General features: G+C 68.5%; 14 protein-coding genes and 1 tRNA gene. 7 read left to right on the top strand and 8 right to left on the bottom strand.

The window, feature by feature from the left end:
- Positions 1-54: 54 nt before the first annotated feature.
- From ACUN0C_RS04465 to ACUN0C_RS04435, 7 genes are read right to left on the bottom strand one after another with little or no spacing between them, the layout of a single operon-like run.
- The gene (locus tag ACUN0C_RS04465; protein ID WP_445465117.1) at positions 55-480 is read right to left on the bottom strand and encodes a nitrile hydratase accessory protein; all 426 of its coding nucleotides are present in this window, start codon (positions 478-480) and stop codon (positions 55-57) included.
- On the bottom strand, positions 477-1,136 hold the full coding sequence (nthB, locus tag ACUN0C_RS04460; protein ID WP_445465116.1) for a nitrile hydratase subunit beta: 660 nt from the start codon (positions 1,134-1,136) through the stop codon (positions 477-479). Before nthB ends, ACUN0C_RS04465 begins: the two co-directional genes overlap by 4 nt.
- Positions 1,133-1,762, bottom strand: a complete 630-nt coding sequence (gene nthA / locus ACUN0C_RS04455; RefSeq protein WP_445465115.1) for a nitrile hydratase subunit alpha — start codon at positions 1,760-1,762, stop codon at positions 1,133-1,135. Before nthA ends, nthB begins: the two co-directional genes overlap by 4 nt.
- 30 nt (positions 1,763-1,792) lie before the next feature.
- The gene (locus ACUN0C_RS04450; RefSeq protein WP_445465114.1) at positions 1,793-2,899 is read right to left on the bottom strand and encodes a DegT/DnrJ/EryC1/StrS family aminotransferase; all 1,107 of its coding nucleotides are present in this window, start codon (positions 2,897-2,899) and stop codon (positions 1,793-1,795) included.
- A complete protein-coding gene (locus tag ACUN0C_RS04445; RefSeq protein WP_445465113.1) occupies positions 2,899-3,459 on the bottom strand; it encodes an acyltransferase in 561 nt (186 codons plus the stop codon). The genes ACUN0C_RS04450 and ACUN0C_RS04445 overlap by 1 nt, the downstream gene beginning before the upstream one ends.
- On the bottom strand, positions 3,459-4,520 hold the full coding sequence (locus tag ACUN0C_RS04440; protein WP_445465112.1) for a Gfo/Idh/MocA family protein: 1,062 nt from the start codon (positions 4,518-4,520) through the stop codon (positions 3,459-3,461). Before ACUN0C_RS04440 ends, ACUN0C_RS04445 begins: the two co-directional genes overlap by 1 nt.
- Before the next feature lie 2 nt (positions 4,521-4,522).
- The gene (locus tag ACUN0C_RS04435) at positions 4,523-5,830 is read right to left on the bottom strand and encodes a nucleotide sugar dehydrogenase (RefSeq protein ID WP_445465111.1); all 1,308 of its coding nucleotides are present in this window, start codon (positions 5,828-5,830) and stop codon (positions 4,523-4,525) included.
- A 303-nt stretch (positions 5,831-6,133) separates the two neighbouring features.
- Between ACUN0C_RS04435 and ACUN0C_RS04430 the strand changes: the two genes are divergently transcribed.
- From ACUN0C_RS04430 to ACUN0C_RS04420, 3 genes are all read left to right on the top strand, one after another.
- On the top strand, positions 6,134-6,439 hold the full coding sequence (locus ACUN0C_RS04430; protein ID WP_445465110.1) for an ETC complex I subunit: 306 nt from the start codon (positions 6,134-6,136) through the stop codon (positions 6,437-6,439).
- Positions 6,440-6,478: 39 nt separating this feature from the next.
- Positions 6,479-6,554: transfer RNA gene (locus ACUN0C_RS04425), tRNA-Arg, on the top strand.
- Between the two features lie 132 nt (positions 6,555-6,686).
- A complete protein-coding gene (locus ACUN0C_RS04420; RefSeq protein ID WP_445465109.1) occupies positions 6,687-8,177 on the top strand; it encodes a diguanylate cyclase domain-containing protein in 1,491 nt (496 codons plus the stop codon).
- A 30-nt stretch (positions 8,178-8,207) separates the two neighbouring features.
- On the opposite strand, the gene ACUN0C_RS04415 is transcribed toward ACUN0C_RS04420, so the two are convergent.
- Entirely contained in the window at positions 8,208-8,942 is a 735-nt protein-coding gene (locus ACUN0C_RS04415) for a phosphatase PAP2 family protein (RefSeq protein ID WP_445465108.1), read from the bottom strand.
- A 114-nt stretch (positions 8,943-9,056) separates the two neighbouring features.
- Here ACUN0C_RS04415 and ACUN0C_RS04410 point away from each other — a divergent pair, with 114 nt between their 5' ends.
- Genes ACUN0C_RS04410 through ACUN0C_RS04395 form a run of 4 tightly spaced genes read left to right on the top strand, consistent with a single transcriptional unit; the run spans position 9,057 to position 12,654 of the window.
- Entirely contained in the window at positions 9,057-10,796 is a 1,740-nt protein-coding gene (locus tag ACUN0C_RS04410; protein WP_445465107.1) for an ArnT family glycosyltransferase, read from the top strand.
- 1 nt (position 10,797) lies between these two features.
- A complete protein-coding gene (locus ACUN0C_RS04405; protein ID WP_445465106.1) occupies positions 10,798-11,610 on the top strand; it encodes a phosphatase PAP2 family protein in 813 nt (270 codons plus the stop codon).
- Positions 11,610-12,350, top strand: a complete 741-nt coding sequence (locus tag ACUN0C_RS04400) for a glycosyltransferase family 2 protein (protein WP_445465105.1) — start codon at positions 11,610-11,612, stop codon at positions 12,348-12,350. The genes ACUN0C_RS04405 and ACUN0C_RS04400 overlap by 1 nt, the downstream gene beginning before the upstream one ends.
- Positions 12,343-12,654, top strand: a complete 312-nt coding sequence (locus ACUN0C_RS04395) for a lipid-A-disaccharide synthase N-terminal domain-containing protein (RefSeq protein ID WP_445465104.1) — start codon at positions 12,343-12,345, stop codon at positions 12,652-12,654. The genes ACUN0C_RS04400 and ACUN0C_RS04395 overlap by 8 nt, the downstream gene beginning before the upstream one ends.
- Positions 12,655-12,657: the final 3 nt, after the last annotated feature.

Here is a 12,657-nt window from a genome sequence, read left to right as displayed (position 1 = left end):
ACGAAGGCGACCGCAGTCCGCCGGCCAGGAGGCGTGGGTCGCAGCGAGAGCGGTTCAAGGGGTGGCGGCTGCAGGGTGCCCGCCGCTCCCGGGCCTGAAATCCGCCGCCGTGAGCTCGATCGGGTTGCCGTGCGGCGTGCGCTCGCATGCGCGCTGCCAGGCATCGCGGTATGAACCCAGCGCGTCGCGGCTCGCGATCCCCTTCTCGGCGACGAGCCGCTCCAGGGCAGCGAGCCAGTGGCGGTAATAGGCGCCATTGGTGTCCGGCTCGCCGGACGCTGCGGCGGCCTTGATCTCGGCCCCGAGGGCGGCTGCCCATTCGCCCCAGCGGAACACGCCGCGCTCGTGCAGCGCCAGCGCCATCGCGAAGGCCTGTGCCTCCCAGGGCGCGTCGAAGACCGGGCCGTCGTCGTCGGCCGGAAGGCCCGGCAGCGCCTGGATGGCCCGGTGGACGGCAGGATCCTGCACGCGGTCGCTCATGCCGCCTCCAGGTACGGTTCCCAAGCGTCGACCGACACGGAGACGGACGGGTCCGTGTCGTCGCCCCAGAGCTCCCGCCCCTCGAACCGAACCGTGTACAGCCAATGCGGGTTCTCGCCCGCGCCGAGCGCGCTGGAATCCGGAAAGACGTGGCAGCCGCGGGCCGCCTCCACGACGCCGACCCGGCCGCGCACGTAGCGCGGCAGGCGTGTATGCGTGACCGGGTGCATGTTGCGCGCGCGCACGCGGTCGCCGGGCCCGAAGCGGGCAGGGGCGGTCGCCTCGCGCTCGGTCGGTCCGCCGCGCCCGAGCGTCACGGCCACGTCTTCGGCGCGTAGCGGCGTCCCGGCCGCCCGGGGCTGGTGCAGCGCGTGCCCTGCGGCGATCTCGTCGGGCGTCACCAGGCCGCGCTCGCCCATCAGCTGCTGCAGCCCGGCCAGCCAGATCTCGTAATAGGACTTGCTCAGGTATTCGACCGGGGGAAGGCTCTCGCGCGCCGCACGCGACATGTCGATCGTCCAGCCGCCGGGCTTCGCCATCGCGAGCGTGAGCGCGAAGGCGCGCCGCTCCCATTCCGCGTGGAAGACGGGTTCGTCCGGCTCCGGCTCGACCCTCCCGAACCCGTGCAGGCCGCCCATGTCCTGTGCGCCGTTCACGCGGATGCCTCCGCAGGGTCGAGCGGCAGGCCCGTGCCGATCATCGAGTTCCGCGTGACGAGGCCGGCAAGGCGTTCCTCGCTCCAGCCCTCGGTGCCGGCCGGACGCATCGGCAGCACGAGATACCGGATCTCCGCCGTCGAATCCCAGACCCGGATCTCCGCCTCCGCCGGAAGCTCGACGCCGAATTCGCGCAGGACCGATCGCGGATCGGCCACCGCCCGGGATCGGTAGGGCGCGGACTTGTACCAGACCGGCGGCAGGCCGAGCACCGGCCACGGATAGCAGGAGCAGAGCGTGCAGACGACCATGTTGTGGCGGTCGGGCGTGTTCTCGACCACCACCATGTGCTCGCCCTGCCGGCCCGCGATGCCGAGCGATGCGATGGCCGCGGCGCCGTCCATCAGCAGCCAGTCGCGGTAGCTGGGATCGGTCCAGGCTCGCGCTACGACGCGCGCCCCGTTCTGTGGTCCGACCTTCTTCTCGTAGGTCTCTATCAGGAGATCGAGTGCGCGCGGGTCGACGAGACCCTTCTCCGTGAGAACGGTCTCGAGCGCCCTGACCCGAAGCTCCACGTCCGAAAGCTCGGAATGGTCCTCGTGGTGGTCATGGCCGTGGCTCGTCATGGACGCATCATAGCGCGTCCCCGGAGGATTTCAGCCCACCGCTTGAACGAGGGCGTCGACGACCCGCTGCTGCGTGGCCCGATCGAGATGCGGGTGCATCGGAAGGCTGAGGACCCGCTCCGCCACCCGTTCGGAATTGGTAAGCGGCCCGGCGGCGCGGGCGATGTCGCGGTAGGCCGGCTGGAAGTGCAGGGGAACGGGGTAATGGATCGCCGTCGGGACACCGGCGGCGTTGAGCCGCTCCACGGTTCCGGCGCGGTCCTCGACCTGGACCGTGAACTGCGCCCAGACACAGGTGCGATCGCCGCGCACCACGGGCGCCTGAACGGCGTTCAGGCCCTCGAGCAGCTCGAGATAGCGCGCGCCGATCGCGATCCGCTGCTCCACCTCCCAGTCGAAGCGCTCGAGCTTGGCGAGCAGCACGGCGCACTGGATCGTGTCCATCCGGCCGCCGACCCCGATCCGGGTGTGGTAGTAGCGCCGCTCCTGTCCGTGGACGCGGATCTCGCGCGCCGCCTGCGCGATCGCGTCGTCGCTGGTGAAGATTGCGCCGCCGTCGCCGTAGCAGCCGAGCGGCTTGCTCGGAAAGAAGCTCGCGCAGCCGATCGTGGAGATCCCGCAGCTCCGGCGGCCGCGATACGTCGCCCCGAAGCTCTGCGCCGCATCTTCGATGACCGGAATGCCGCGCGCCTCCGCGAGCGCGTTGAGCTCGTCCATGTCGCTCGTCTGGCCGTAGAGCGAGACCGGCATGAACGCGCGCGTGCGCGAGGTGATCGCCGCCTCGACCTTCCCGACGTCGATGTTGCAGGTATCGGGCTCGACGTCGACGAAGACGGGCGTCGCGCCGACGAGCGCGATCACTTCGGCCGTGGCGGCGAACGTGAAGGGGGTGGTGACGACCTCGTCGCCCGCCTTGATGCCGAGCGCCATGAGGCTGATGAGGAGCGCTTCCGTGCCGGAGGCGACCGTGATGCAGTGGCGCGTGCCGGCATAGGCCGCGAGCCGTTCCTCGACCTCCCGGACCTCGGGCCCCATGATGTACTGCCCGTGGTCCAGCACCGCCTGGATCCGCGCGTTCACGCTCTCACGGAGCCCGGCATACTGCGCCTTCAGGTCGATGAATTCGATCTTGCCCATCAGAGCCGCCTGCAACTCGTATCCGTGATCTCGTAGGTGATGCCGGCTTCGCTCGTGACGATGCCGGTGCCCTGCAGCCTGGTCCCGGTCGCGCACATCCAGCCGATCCGCCGCGCCGGCACGCCGGCCATCAGCGCGTAGGGCGGTACGTCCCGGTTCACGACCGCGCCCGCTCCCACGAAGGCGTACTCGCCGATCGTGGTGCCGCAGACGATCGTGCAGTTCGCGCCGAGCGTGGCGCCGCGCTTCACGATGGTCGGCCGGTACTCGGCCTTCCGGTTCACGGCCGAGCGCGGGTTGTAGACGTTGGTGAAGACCATGCTCGGCCCGCAGAACACGTCGTCCTCCAGCCGCACCGCGTCGTAGACGGAGACGTTGTTCTGGATCTTGACGTTGTTGCCGATGACGACGTCGTTGCCGACGAAGACGTTCTGGCCGAGCGAGCAGCCTTCGCCGATCCGTGCGTCGCCGCAGACGTGGACCCAGTGCCAGATCCGCGTTCCGTCGCCGATCTGCGCGCCGGCATCCACGATGGCCGTCTCGTGAACGGTGACGGCCATCAGTAGTCCAGCGGCAGGTTCACGCGGCGGTTGTCGCGCGCGGAGAGATAGGTCGCGATCAGCACTTCGAGCGACCTCAGCCCTTCGCGGCCGTCGGTCTCGGGCTCGGCCTCGCCGCGCAGGACCTTCAGGACGTTATCGTAGTAGAGCGGATGGCCGAAGCCGTAGACGGAGGTGGTCGCGTAGCTCGCCTCCGACACCTTGGCGTCGTCCTCGTGCGGCTCGGCGAACTCCCAGTGCTGGATCTGGTTCACCGCGACGCCGCCGACTCGAACCGTGCCCTTCTCCCCGATGATGGTGATGCTGCCCTCGAGGTTCTTCGGGTAGGTCAGCATGGTGACGTTCATCGTGCCGAGCGCGCCGGAGCGCCACTTGACGCTCATCACGCCGGTGTCCTCGACCTCGATGTTGCGGGCGAGCGTCGCCGTGTAGGCATGCAGGCTCTCGATCGGCCCGATCAGCCAATCGAGCAGGTCGACGTAGTGGCTCGCCTGGTTCATGAACGCGCCGCCGTCGTATTCCCACGTCCCGCGCCAGTCCGCGCTGTCGTAATATTCCTGCGGGCGCGTCCAGAAGACGTTGATGTTGACCATGTAGATGCGCCCGAACCGGCCCTGCTCGACCGCGCGCTTGAGGAGCTGCAGCGTGGCGTTCCGCCGGTTCTGCTTCACGACGAAGAGACGCACGTTCGCGTCGTCGCAGGCCTTCACCATGCGCAGGCCGTCGTGCCAGCGCGTCGCCATCGGCTTCTCGGTGATGACGTGGCGGCCGGTGCCGGCGATCTCGATCGCCTGCTCGCTGTGGATGCCGCTCGGGGTGGTGAGCACCAGGACGTCGGCATCCGTCGTCCGCAGCAGGTCCCGCAGGCTGACGGACGGGCGCGCGCCGGTCGCGCCGGCGGCGGCGTCCAGCGCCTTCGGGTCGATGTCGCAGACGTCGACGAGCTCGGCGCGGTCGGAATGCTTCTGGATGGCGGCGATGTGGTTCTGGGCGATCCGCCCGCACCCGACGAGGGCGAGGCGGATCTTCCGATCGCGGATCGGTTCGGGAAACTGGCGCATGCTCAGGACTTCACCACCTTGCTGGAGGGCTCGAGATAGCGGCCTCTTGTGTCGATGATGATCTTGGCGTGCTGGTGGATCGCCTCGTAGTCGAAACGGTCGTGGTCGGTGGCGAGCAGCACGCAATCGAACGAGGCGAGCGCCTCCGGGGTGAGCTCCACGCTCCTCAGGTCGAAATACTTGTGCTCGCGCAGATGCGGAAAGGCCGCCACGTGCGGATCGCTGTAGGCGATCCGCGCCCCGAGCGCGTCCAGCTTCTCCATGATGGCGACCGAAGGCGATTCGCGCATGTCGTCGACGTTCTTCTTGTAGGCGATGCCGAGCACCAGCACCGAGCTGCCGTTGATGGCCTTTTGATTGCCGTTGAGCGCCATCGCCACCTTGGAGATGACGTAGTCCGGCATCGCCGAGTTCACCTCGCCGGCAAGCTCGATGAAGCGGGTGTTGACGCCGTACTCGCGCGCCTTCCAGGTCAGGTAGAAGGGATCAATCGGGATGCAATGGCCGCCGAGCCCCGGCCCGGGATAATAGGGGACGAACCCGAACGGCTTGGTCGCCGCGGCCCTGATCACCTCGTGGATGTCGATGCCCATGCGGTCGGCGACCACCTTCATCTCGTTGACGAGGCCGATGTTCACGGCGCGGTGGATGTTCTCCAGCAGCTTGGTGAGCTCGGCCGCGCGCGTCGAGCTGACCGGCACAACGCGGTCGATCACCTGGCCGTAGAGCGCCATCCCGACCTCCAGGCAGGCCGGCGTGTGCCCGCCGCACACCTTGGGGATCGTCCTCGTCGTGAATTGCGGGTTGCCCGGGTCCTCGCGCTCGGGCGAGTAGACGAGGAAGATGTCCTCGCCGACCGTGAGCCCCGTCGATTGCGCGCGCGGCAGCAATTCCTCGTCCGTGGTCCCGGGATAAGTCGTGCTCTCGAGCGAAAGCACCTGGCCCTTGCGGAGGTGAGGGACGAGGCTGTCGGTCGTGTCGAGCACGAAGCTCAGGTCCGGTTCGCGGTGCTTGTTGAGCGGCGTGGGCACGCAGAGGATCAGGGCGTCGGCCTCGCCGGCGCGCGAGAAGTCGGCGGTCGCCTCGAAGCCGTTTCCGATCGCTTCGCCGATACGCGACGCCGGGATGTGCTCGATATAGCTCGTGCCGGCCGACAGCGCGTCCACCTTCGCCTGGTCGATATCGAACCCCAGCACCCTGTAGCCGACTTCGCTGTAGCGAAGGACCAGCGGCAGGCCGACATAGCCGAGCCCGACGATACCGATGACAGCGCTCCTGCCGTTCAGCCTTTCGATCAAATCCGACCGCAAAATCCGTCCCCTGTCATGGTCCGGGCCGGGCGACTTCCCGTCGCGAATGCCCGCGCGCCGTCCCTTATCAGGTTGATGGGGCGGTGCAACGGGGCTGCGAGGAGTGCCGGCGCGGGGAAACGCGCGCCGTCCCGACGGTACGCCGACTACACGACACAACGCGTCATGCCTCCTCGACGCAGCCGAGGCAGCGGATTAAGTAGCGCTCCAGGCGTACGGCGCGGATGCCGGGCCCGTCCGCCGGACGTGCGTTCGGGGGATGCAAGGCCCTTATGTCGCCATGGCGGCAGGAGGTGTACGGGAATGATGGCGCGGATATACCGCCCCGCTCGGACCGCGATGAGTTCGGGAGAGGCGAACACGAGGGAATGGGTGCTCGAATACGAGCCGGAAGCGGCGCGCTCCGTCGAGCCGCTCATGGGCTACACGTCCTCGACGGACATGATGAGCCAGATCCGCCTGCGCTTCGACAGCAAGGAAGAGGCGGTCGCCTACGCGGAGCGCAACGATATCCCGTACCGGCTCCTCGAACCGAAGGACAAGAAGCGGCGCGCGATCGCGTACTCGGACAATTTCCGCCGGGACCGCTTGCAGCCGTGGACCCATTGAGGCGTCCGCCGCCAGGATAGTCTTGGGTTCGCTCCCTGGGGCCCCGTAGCTCAGTGGATAGAGCAGTAGCCTTCTAAGCTATTGGTCGGAGGTTCGAATCCTCCCGGGGTCACCAATTCTCGCAGGATCAGAAGCGAAGGCAGGCGGAGCCGCGGCGGCAGAGCGGACGCGGGAACCCAATATTAGTAAAAGTGTCTGTAACTAGGATTCGCCCGACGTAGCAGGCAGCCTCGAGCCGGTGCCCCACATGTTCATCGATCCCGCCGAGAAGGCAACCAGCCCCGCCGCCGAGCGCCGCGACGAAGCCGAGATGTTCGACCTCGCTCCGGTCTCCCTCTGGCTGGAGGACTTCAGCGGCGTGAGACAGCTCTTCGACGAATGGCGCGCGGCCGGCGTGACGTCGCTGCGCGATCACCTCGCCGAGGACATCTCGCGTGCCAAGGCGTGCTCCGACCGGATCCGCGTGCTCAAGGTCAACCGCAAGACGCTGTCCTTGTTCGGCGCGGACGACCTCCCGCATCTCGTCGCGAATCTCGGAAGCGTGTTCCGCGACGACATGCTGAAGACGCATGCCGAGGAGCTCTGCCAGCTCTGGGACGGCAAGACCGAGTTCGCCAGCAACACCGTGAACTACACCCTGACCGGCCGGCGGCTCGACATCCAGCTGAAGGGCATGGTGCTGCCGGGCTACGAGGCCGGGTGGGAACGCGTGCTGCTTGCGGTGGAGGACGTGACGGAGCGGGAATCCGCCCGCCGCGCACTCGCGGTCAGCGAGGAATATGCGCGCGGCCTCTTCGAGCATTCGCCGGTTTCGCTCTGGGTCGAGGACTTCAGCGCGGTTAAGCAGCTGCTCGACGATGCGCGGGTGCGCGGCATCCAGGACTTTCGCGTCTTCACCGACGTCCACCCGGAATTCGTCGTCCGCTGCATGAGCGAGATCCGGGTGATCGACGTCAATCGCCACACGCTCGAGCTCTTCGCTGCGCCGGACAAGCCGACGCTCCTGAACGGCCTGCGGGAGGTGTTCCGCGACGACATGGAGTACCATTTCCGAGAGCAGCTCGTGGACCTCTGGGAGGGCAAGCTGTTCCAGCAGCGCGAGGTCGTGAACTATGCGCTCGATGGCAGCGAGCTCCACGTCCACATGCAGTTCTCGGTCCTGCCCGGCTTCGAGCGCGACTGGTCTCTCGTCCAGGTCGCGCTGACCGACATCACCGCGCGGAAGAAGGCGGAAGCCTACCTCGAATATCTCGGCAAGCACGACGTGCTGACGAAGCTCTACAACCGTTCGTTCTATGTCGACGAACTGAACCGGCTCGAGCGCAAGGGGCCGCAGCCGGTGACGATCATCATCGCCGACCTCAACGGGCTCAAGACGCTGAACGACACGCTCGGGCACGGCGCCGGCGACGCGCTCTTGCGCAGGGCAGGGGAAGTGCTGAACGAGCTGGTCGAGCCGCCCGCCCATGCCGCCCGCATCGGCGGCGACGAGTTCGCGATCATCCTGCCCGGCACGGATGCGAGCGGCGGCGAGGCGGCCCTCGAAAAGCTCGGGCGGCTGATCGACCTCAACAACCAGTTCTATTCCGGCGTGACGCTGAGCTTCTCTTTGGGGATCGCGACGAGCGACCCGGGCGAGCGGCTGGAAGCGGTCGTCAAGCGCGCGGACGGGCTCATGTACGAGGCGAAGCGCGCCCACTACGCCGCTGCGGGGCTCGACCGCCGTCGGTCGGGCTGACGGCGCAGGGGCACTTCGGCGCGGGGTCGCTCACGCGCCGACGTCGCCCTCGACCTGGCCGCGGCGCTGCAGCCACAGAGCGGCCAGCCAGATGAACATCGCCCAGGCGGACCCGATCGCCCAGCCTGCGAGCACGTCCGTCGGCCAGTGCACGCCGAGATAGACGCGGCTTACCCCGACGAGCAGGGTCAGGAGCACCGACATTCCGAGAAAGAAGGCCTTCACGCGGCGGCCCACCTGAAGCCTGGTGAGAAGGATGCCCAGCGTCAGGAACGTGACGGCGGCAAGCGTCGCGTGCCCGCTCGGGAAGCTCGCCGTGTAGACCTCCGCGCCGTGCGGCACGAGGTCCGGCCGCGAACGCTCGAAGAAGAGCTTCAGGCCGTAGCTCAGCATCGTCCCGCCGACGACCGCGACGAACACCAGCAAGGCGGCGTGCTTCTTGCGGATCATCAGCAGGTAGATGACGACCGACAGGGTCGCCAGCGTGATGAAGAAATTGCTGCCCAGCGCGGTGATGTCGCGCATCATCTCCTCGAACCAGAGCGGTCCGAGCGGGTCCGTCGGGTCCGCGGGATTGCGGAGCGCCAGGATCACGGCACGGTCGAACGCCTCGGTCGAGCCTTCGCCGACCTCTCCGGCCAGTTCCAGGAACCCCCACGCGCCGCCGGCGATCCCGAGCAGGATCGCGAGCGTGACGATCTCGGCACGCGCCAGCGCGATGCTCCGGCGGAAGAGAACGGCGCCGTGATTGAGATAGGTGTTCATTCGGCCTGTGCGTCCTTCACGGGTCTGCGCGCGGCGGCGGAGGGCGGCGCGCCTTGAAATGCCCGCCCCGTCGCCGTAGCAGGACACCGATTGCGCGTTGAGCGGGATATTGCGATGATCGACAGTCCGGCGCCCGCCGGCGGCCTTCCACTGCTGAAGGCGGTGGCCCGGATCCCGCTGCTGCCGGCACTGCTCCTGCTCGGCCTTTCCCTCGCGATGTTCGTTCCCGGCGTGGTCGACCTGCCGCTGACGGATCGCGACGAGGCGCTGTTCGTGCAGGCGACCCGCCAGATGCACGAGACCGGGGACTACTTCGACATAAGGTTCCAGGACGAGCCACGGTACAAGAAGCCGATCGGCATTTATTGGTTGCAGGCGGCCGCCACGGCACCTTTCGGCGGGGCCGACGCGCCACTCTGGGCCTACCGCCTGCCGTCGCAGGCGGCGGCCGTCGGATCGGTCCTGCTCACCTACCTGATCGGCGCGGTCCTGTTCGGCCCCGGCGCGGCCTTCGTCGGCGCGATGCTGTTCGCGTCGACCATCCTTCTCGGCGTGGAGGCGCGTCTCGCCAAGACCGACGGCGTGCTCCTGTTCCTCGTGCTCGCGGCGCAGGCCGTGCTGGCCGCGGCGTGGATGCGGTTCCGCTCCGGACGAGCGCCCGCACGGGCACCGGCGGGCGACGCGGGGCCGGTCGTCGGCGCCGGTGCGTTCCCAATATGGGCCGTCGTGGCGTTCTGGGTCGCAGTCGGTCTCGGCATTCTGGTCAAGGGCCCTGTCATCCTGCTCGTTTCCGGGCTGACGCTCGCGGCCCTCCTCGTGGCGACGCGCTCGTTCGCCCTCGCGAGGATGCTGCGGCCGCTCTGGGGCCTCCTGATCGTCGTCGTCCTCGTCGCGCCCTGGCTGGTCGCGATCGGTATCGCCTCCGACGGCGCGTTCTTCAGGGAAGCGCTCGGCCGCGACTTTCTGGGCAAGATCGCCACCGCGCAGGAGCGCCACGGCGCGCCGCCGGGCGCCTATCTCCTTGCCTTCCTGGGGACGGCCTGGCCGATGGTCCCGTTCGTGCTGCTCGCCTCACCACTGATGCTCTGGCGCTGGCGCGAGCCCGCTATCCTCTTCTGCCTGCTCTGGATCGTGCCGGCCTGGGTCGCTTTCGAAGCCGTTCCGACCAAGCTGCCGCATTACGTGCTTCCGCTCTATCCCGCTTTGGGTCTCCTGGCGGGCGCTGCGCTCGTGAGGGGCGGAACGTCCGCCTTGCGCGGCTGGGTGAAGGCGCTCGCCGTCTTGCTTCCTCTCGCGCCGGTCGTCCTCGGGACGGCTGCGATCGGGCTGCTCCTGTTCGTTGAACGCCGACTGCCGGCCTGGACCGACCTGTCGCTGCTCGCCGCGATCCTCGCCTCCGTCTGGGCCGCCCGCGCATTCTGGCAGGGTCGGCTGCAGGCGGCCGTGATCTTGGCCGTGGCCGCCAGCATGGCGCTGCAGGCGGGCGTCTACGCCTTCGCCTTGCCCGCCTTCCAGACGGTATGGCTCAGTCCGCGCATCGTCGCCGAGGCGAGGCAGGCGACCGGCTGCGAAGCCGTGACGCTCGCGGCCGTCGGCTATACGGAGCCGAGCCTCGTCTTCTTCGCCGGGACCGGAACGCGGCGGGTGACTCCGCAGGCAGCGGCGGAGTGGCTCGCCGAGCGCCACGGCGATTGCGCGCTCGCCGCAATCGAAAGGGCGCAGGCGGCGGCTTTCGAGGAGGCGGCCGCGGGGCTCGCCCTCGAGCCGGAACGGGTCGGGGCGGTCGACGGCTTCAACTACAACCGGGGCCGGTCGACGACGATCCTGCTCTACCGGGTCGCCGGGCAGCCCTGAGATGGATCGTCCGGCCTACCGGGAGCGCGCGGCCGCAATCTACCGGCGTGGCCTGCACAATGCGGCGGCGACCCGGTCGTTCGCCCGCCTGCGCCGCCGCGACCGCCGCTTCGCGATCCTCCCATACGGTGCCTGGGACATCGCGAACCGTGCGGCCGTCGTCCTCACCGTGCTGATCCTGACGGCGATCCTGCTCGACCCGTGGGTTGTCGCCTGGCACGCCACCCTGCCGGTTCCGCTTCGCCGCTTCTTCCAGTCCGTCACGCGGCTCGGCGAAGCGAACTGGATCCTGATCCTATCGGGCGCGGTTTTCCTGGCCGCCCTGCTGCGCGACGCGAGCCTTCCCCGGGCGAGGCTGCGGGTGCGCCGGGCAGTGCGCGCCGCGGCGGCCGGTTATCTCTTCCTCGCGGTCGCATCCTCGGGTCTGCTGGTCCTCGTCCTGAAATATCTCCTCGGTCGCGCGCGCCCGCGGATGTTCGAGACGGCGGGCCCGTTCTCGTTCGACATCGTCTCCTTCGATCCGGTCTGGTCGAGTTTTCCCTCGGGCCATTCGACGACGGCCATGGCGCTCGCGACGTCGCTCGCGCTCCTGTTCCCGCAAGGCCGCTGGGTCTTCCTGTGCGCGGGCTTCTGGCTCGCCGCGAGCCGCGTCTTCACCCGGCAGCACTATCCCTCCGACGTTCTCGCCGGTTGCCTTGTCGGCGCCCTGGTGGCATGGCTCCTCGCTCGCGCCTTTGCCCGCATGCGCCTGGTCTTCGGGTTCGACGAGGCGGGCCGGCTCATTCGCCGCCAGGGAGCATCCGGTCGCCTGTAATGCGTTTAGAGAGCCCCGATGTCAGCGTCGTCGTTCCCTGCCGCAACGAGCGGGACAATATCGGCCCCTTGATCGACGAGATCGCCGAAGCGCTGCTCGGCCGACGCCACGAGATCCTGGTCGTCGACGACGGCTCGGATGACGGCACCGATGCCGCAGTCCGCGCCGCGTCGGAGCGTCATCCGCAGGTGCGCCTGATCCGGCACGATCGCTCCGCCGGGCAGAGCGCGGCCGTGCGCACGGGGGTGGAAGCGGCGCGCGGGGCCGTGATCCTCACCATCGACGGCGACGGACAGAACGACCCCGCCTTCATGCCGGCCCTCCTCGGCGCGCTGGAGGGGGGTGGCGCCGCGACGGGCATGGCCGCGGGCCAGCGCGTCGGGCGGAAGGCGTCCTTCGCCAAGCGTCACGGGTCACGCATCGCCAATTCCGTGCGGCGCGCGCTGCTCAAGGATTCGACACGCGATACCGGCTGCGGCCTGAAGGCGGTCAGGCGCGAGCTCTTTCTCCGTCTGCCCTATTTCGACGGCTGGCACCGCTTCCTCCCGGCGCTCGTCGTTCGGGAGGGACACCGCATTGCGACCGTCGACGTGGTCGACCGGCCACGCCGCCACGGCCAGTCGAAATACGGCATCTTCGACCGGCTCTGGGTCGGGATCGCCGACCTCTTCGGCGTCTGGTGGCTCATGAAGCGGCGCAGGGTCCGACCCGTCCCGATGGAGGTGCCCCTCGATGACTGATTTGGCACGCTGGCTGCACCAGGTCTTCGTCGAGCAGTTCGATTTCTGGATCCTGCTCGGCTTCGTCGCGCAATCCCTCTTCATGATGCGCTTCGTCGTCCAGTGGATTGCGAGCGAACGGGTGGGGCGCTCGATCGTGCCGGTGGCATTCTGGTTCTTCTCGCTGGGCGGCGGGTTTCTGCTCCTGATCTATGCGATCCAGCGCCAGGATCCGGTGTTCATCGCGGGGCAGGGGCTCGGCCTCGTCATCTATGTCCGGAACCTCTGGCTGATCCTGCGCGAGAAGCGGCAGAGCTTCGGATGACGG

Source organism: Faunimonas sp. B44, assembly GCF_052655945.1.
The sequence above is the reverse complement of the archived record's forward strand: the minus strand, read 5'-3'. Positions and strand labels throughout refer to the sequence as shown.

Coding starts and splice junctions, on each gene's coding strand:
- ACUN0C_RS04465 (WP_445465117.1), bottom strand. CDS start 480: ATGAGCGACCGCGTGCAGGATCCTGCCGTCCACCGGGCCATCCAGGCG.
- nthA (WP_445465115.1), bottom strand. CDS start 1,762: ATGACGAGCCACGGCCATGACCACCACGAGGACCATTCCGAGCTTTCG.
- ACUN0C_RS04450 (WP_445465114.1), bottom strand. CDS start 2,899: ATGGGCAAGATCGAATTCATCGACCTGAAGGCGCAGTATGCCGGGCTC.
- ACUN0C_RS04445 (WP_445465113.1), bottom strand. CDS start 3,459: ATGGCCGTCACCGTTCACGAGACGGCCATCGTGGATGCCGGCGCGCAG.
- ACUN0C_RS04440 (WP_445465112.1), bottom strand. CDS start 4,520: ATGCGCCAGTTTCCCGAACCGATCCGCGATCGGAAGATCCGCCTCGCC.
- ACUN0C_RS04430 (WP_445465110.1), top strand. CDS start 6,134: ATGATGGCGCGGATATACCGCCCCGCTCGGACCGCGATGAGTTCGGGA.
- ACUN0C_RS04420 (WP_445465109.1), top strand. CDS start 6,687: ATGTTCATCGATCCCGCCGAGAAGGCAACCAGCCCCGCCGCCGAGCGC.
- ACUN0C_RS04415 (WP_445465108.1), bottom strand. CDS start 8,942: ATGAACACCTATCTCAATCACGGCGCCGTTCTCTTCCGCCGGAGCATC.
- ACUN0C_RS04410 (WP_445465107.1), top strand. CDS start 9,057: ATGATCGACAGTCCGGCGCCCGCCGGCGGCCTTCCACTGCTGAAGGCG.
- ACUN0C_RS04405 (WP_445465106.1), top strand. CDS start 10,798: ATGGATCGTCCGGCCTACCGGGAGCGCGCGGCCGCAATCTACCGGCGT.
- ACUN0C_RS04400 (WP_445465105.1), top strand. CDS start 11,610: ATGCGTTTAGAGAGCCCCGATGTCAGCGTCGTCGTTCCCTGCCGCAAC.
- ACUN0C_RS04395 (WP_445465104.1), top strand. CDS start 12,343: ATGACTGATTTGGCACGCTGGCTGCACCAGGTCTTCGTCGAGCAGTTC.